2 protein-coding genes are annotated in these 4843 nt (G+C 67.5%); both read left to right on the top strand.

Translation table 11 applies throughout. From position 1 onward, the window contains the following. Nucleotides 1-2800: type I polyketide synthase (locus ABZ348_RS34480; RefSeq protein ID WP_358939933.1), on the top strand; the 2800-nt coding region annotated here is incomplete at its 5' end. Between the two features lie 37 nt (nucleotides 2801-2837). Continuing rightward, the coding region (locus ABZ348_RS34475) for a type I polyketide synthase (RefSeq protein ID WP_358939931.1) at nucleotides 2838-4843 on the top strand (2006 nt) is incomplete at its 3' end.

Genomic DNA, 4843 nt, shown 5'->3' with positions numbered 1-4843 from the left:
CCCACTCCTCACCACCACACTCCAACTCGCCAACACCGACACCACCATCGCCAACGGCCGCCTCTCCACCCGCGACCACCCCTGGCTCAACGACCACACCGTCCACGGCACACCCCTCCTCCCCGGCACCGCCTTCATCGAACTCGCACTCCACGCCGCCGAACACACCAACTGCGAACACCTCGAAGAACTCATCCTCGAAACACCCCTCACCCTCCCCGAACACGACACCACCCACATCCAGGCAGCCATCAGCCAACCCGACAACGCCGGCCGCCGAACCTTCACCATCCACTCCACACCCACCACCAACCACCCCCACTGGACCCGCCACGCCACCGGCACCCTCAGCCCCACAGCCCCAGCCGCGTCACCGCAGGCTCCCGAGGTCTGGCCGCCGTCAGGTGCAGAAGGCATGGACATCGACGGTCTGTACGAGCGGCTCTCCGAGGGCGGTTTCCTGTACGGTCCGGTCTTCCAGGGGCTCCGCAGGGCATGGCGCCTCGGCGACGACGTGTACGCAGAAGTCGCCCTCCCCGAAGACCAACACGAGGAGGCACACCGGTACGGCATCCACCCCGCACTCCTCGACGCGGCCCTCCACGCCGGTGCACTCGCGGCGGTAGAAGCAGGTGAAGGCCGGCTTCCGTTCTCCTGGACGGGAGTGACCCTGCGAGCGACTGGCGCGACCAGCCTGCGAGTACGGCTGAGTCCTGATGGCTCGGGCGGGGTGTCACTGGCTGTCTGGGACGGCGCGAACACTCCTGTCGCCACCGTGGCCTCGCTGGTCTCCCGCCCCGTGGTGGCCGAGCAGATCCAGACCTTGCGCCGGGACACGCACCATTCCCTCTTCCGGCTCAACTGGGTCCCCGCTCCCCTCGACGCGCTGGCGCCCGTCGGCCGTCTGGCCCTGGTGGGCGAGGACCACTTCGAGCTGGCGACAGGGACCGGTGCGGGCATAGACCGGTATCCCGGACTGGCCGAGCTGGCCGAAGCGGCTGCCGGCTCCGGTGAAGTCCCGGACCTCGTGGTGGTGTCCTGCTCCGCCGAGGTAGCTCTACTGAACTCCGCCTCCGCAGCGGAAGGCGTGCGCGGTGCCGTCGCCCGCGCACTGGAAGTGGCCCAGCAGTGGCTGGCCGACGACCGGTTCGCGGCCTCACGGCTGGTGCTGCTGACACGCGGTGCCGTCGCCGTACTGCCCGACGAGGACATTACGGACCTGTTGCAGGCCCCTGTCTGGGGACTAGTCCGCTCTGCCCAGGCCGAGAACCCGGACCGGTTCGTGCTGGTGGACATCGATGGGCTGCCCAACGGGTCTGTGGCCGAGGCACTGAACCGGGCGTTGGCCTGCGGAGAACCTCAGATCGCCCTCCGCTCGGGTGCCGCGTACACACCGCGCCTGACTCGGGAGACCCCCGGGGCGACTGAATCCGGGCCAGTAGAGCCGGAGCTCCTGGATCCGGAGGGCACGGTCCTGATCACCGGTGGCACCAGTGGTCTCGGCGCGCTGTTCGCCCGACATCTCGTATCAGAACGCGGTGTACGTCATCTCTTGCTGGTCAGTCGTCGCGGCGGGGCGACACCCGGTGCGGCCGAACTCATCAAGGAACTGAGCGAGCTCGGCGCCACAGTGACGATGGCACCCTGCGATGTCTCTGATCGTGAGCAACTCCGCGACGTCGTCTCGGCGATCCCGGCGGCGCATCCGCTGACCGGAGTGGTGCACGCAGCCGGAGTCCTCGACGACGGGCTCTTCTCGTCGCTGACCCCGGAGCGCCTGGACCGGGTGCTGCGTCCGAAGATCGATGCCGCACTCCATCTTCACGAGCTGACCGCGCTCGGCAACCTGGAACTCTTCGTTCTGTTCTCATCGGCGGCCGGTGTACTGGGCGGCTCGGGCCAGGCGAACTACGCCGCGGCCAATGTCTTCCTCGACGCGCTGGCCACTCACCGGGTAGCCAGGGGAATGAAGGCGAATTCGCTGGCGTGGGGTCTCTGGGAGACGTCCAGTTCCATGACCGGTGACCTGGACGAGACCGATCGGCGCCGGATGGCGCGCGGCGGGCTGGTGGCCATTCCGCCGGAGGACGGCACAGCACTGTTCGAGCAGGCGCTACGGCTCGGGAGTGCCACGGCTGTGCCGGTACGGCTCAACCTGGCCGCGCTCCGTACCCAACAGGCCAACGGTGGATCGATCTCTCCGGTACTGCGCGGGCTGGTACGGGTTCCAGTGCGCCGGGAGGCAGCGGCCGGCGGTGCGCCGACGGACGATCGTACGTCGTTCATGGCACGGCTGGCCGGAATGTCGGACTCGGAGCGGGCGAGCACCGTGTTGCGGCTTGTCCGCACCAGCGCAGCGACTGTACTGGGACATGCCGGCGTGGATGCCATCGATGTGAAGCGCGGCTTTCTAGAGTCCGGCTTCGACTCGCTGACGGCGGTCGAGTTGCGCAATCGACTCACCGCCGCGACGGGGCTCCGACCCCCCGCAACGCTGATCTTCGACTATCCGACGCCCCTGGCCCTGGCCGAGCATCTGAGCGGACAGCTCGGTTCGGGCAGCCCCGACAACTCTCCCGAGCTGCTGCTCACGGAGTTTGATCGGCTGGTGGCCGCCCTGTCGGAGAGCGCGCTGGACAACGACGTCCGTTCGAGCGTCGGGCGTCGCCTCCAGGAGTTGGCGTCCCAGTGGTCCAGCCGTGGGGACGTGCCGGGTGAGGTCCCGGCCGCCCAGAAGATCGAAGAGGCCTCGGCCGACGAGATCTTCGACTTCATCAAGCAAGAGTTCGGCAAGTCCTGACTTCTCAGCCAACGACGGTTTAGTGGGTGACCTGTACGTGTCGAATGAAGAAAAGCTGCTCGAACACCTTCGGTGGGTAACGACCGAACTCCACGAGACGCGCGGCCAGCTGAAGAAGGTTCTGGACGATGCCCAGGAGCCGATCGCGATCGTCGGTATGAGCTGCCGCTATCCGGGTGATGTGAACTCACCGGACGACCTGTGGGATGTCGTCGCCAAGGGTACGGACGCCATTGCGGACTTCCCGACGGGCCGCGGCTGGCCGACAGATGATCTGTATGACTCCGATCCTGACCAGGCAGGCAAGAGTTACGTTCGGCAGGGCGGCTTTCTCTCCGGTGCGGAGTGTTTCGACGCGGAGCTCTTCGGGATCTCGCCCCGTGAGGCACTGGCGATGGATCCGCAGCAGCGGCTGCTGCTGGAAGCCTCCTGGGAGGCTTTCGAACGAGCGGGAGTCGCACCCGATTCGTTGCGCGGCACCAAGACGGGTGTCTTCGCGGGTGTGATGTACCACGACTACGCGGCCCGGCTGCCCGAGGTGCCCGAGGAGCTTGAGGGCTACATCGGGAATGGCAGTGCGGGCAGTGTGGCATCGGGTCGGGTGTCGTACACGTTCGGGCTTGAGGGTCCTGCGGTGACGGTGGACACTGCCTGCTCGTCCTCGCTGGTGGCACTGCACCTCGCCGCACAATCCCTTCGCCAGGGCGAATGCGACCTGGCACTCGCCGGCGGTGTCACCGTGATGTTCACCCCGGCCGTCTTCGTCGCGTTCTCGCGCCAGCGCGGACTGGCCAAGGATGGTCGGTGCAAGCCATTCGCCGACGCCGCTGACGGCACCGGCTGGGGCGAGGGCGTGGGGATGCTGCTCCTGGAGCGGCTCTCCGACGCCCAACGCAACGGCCACCGAGTCCTTGCGGTGGTACGGGGATCGGCGGTCAACCAGGACGGCGCGAGCAGTGGGCTCACCGCGCCGAACGGGCCGTCGCAGGAGCGGGTCATTCGCCAGGCCCTCGCCAATGCCCGCCTCACGCCGCAGGACATCGACACTGTCGAGGCCCATGGCACCGGCACCCGACTCGGCGACCCCATCGAGGCGCAGGCGCTGCTCAACACCTACGGGCAGGACCGACCCGGCGACCGACCGCTCCACCTCGGATCGGTCAAATCAAACATCGGCCACACCCAGGCCGCCGCCGGAGCCGCCGGCGTCATCAAGATGGTCAAGGCCCTGGAGCACGAGCAGCTTCCGCGGACGCTTCATGTGGACGCTCCATCGACGCAGGTCGACTGGACCACCGGAGCGGTGGAACTCCTCACCGAGTCCCGCGAGTGGCCGCGCGATGCCGATCGGCCGCGCCGTGCTGGCGTCTCTTCGTTCGGTGTGTCAGGCACCAACGCCCACGTCATCCTCGAACAAGCACCCGAAACGTCAAGCACCGTCCCGGACACCACGAACACTCCGGACAGCACCGAGGCCGCACCGGACGCCCCTTACCTGCCCCTCCTCCTGTCGGGCAAGACCGAGAACGCATTGCGGGCGCAGGCCCGGCAACTCGTCGAGCACCTTGATACCGAACACACGCCGCCGCTGGACGACGTCGCACGTTCTCTCAGGAGCACACGGGCAATGTTGGAAGAGCGGGCGGTCGTGCTCGCGGACGATGCGGAAGAAGCGCGGTCCGCACTGACGGCGCTTGCCGAGGGCAGGGAGGCTCCGAACCTCGTCACGGGTAGGGCGGACGGTTCGGCCTCGCAACTGTTGTGGGTTTTCCCTGGTCAGGGGTCTCAATGGCCGGGAATGGGACTCCACCTCGCCACCGAATCCCCCGCCTTCGCCCAACGCCTCGATGAGTGTGCACAAGCCCTCGAACCGCATACCGGGTGGCGTCTGCACGACATCCTCGACGATGAAGAACTCCTACAACGGGTCGATGTCATCCAACCCGCGCTCTGGGCCCTCATGGTCTCCCTCGCCCACCTCTGGACCACCCACGGCATCACCCCCCACGCCGTCACCGGACACAGCCAAGGCGAAATAGCCGC

The organism is Streptomyces sp. NPDC005963 (assembly GCF_040638655.1).
Classification (GTDB): Bacteria; Actinomycetota; Actinomycetes; order Streptomycetales; family Streptomycetaceae; genus Streptomyces.
Note: the sequence above shows the minus strand (reverse complement) of the source record. Positions and strands in the feature narration are given on the sequence as shown.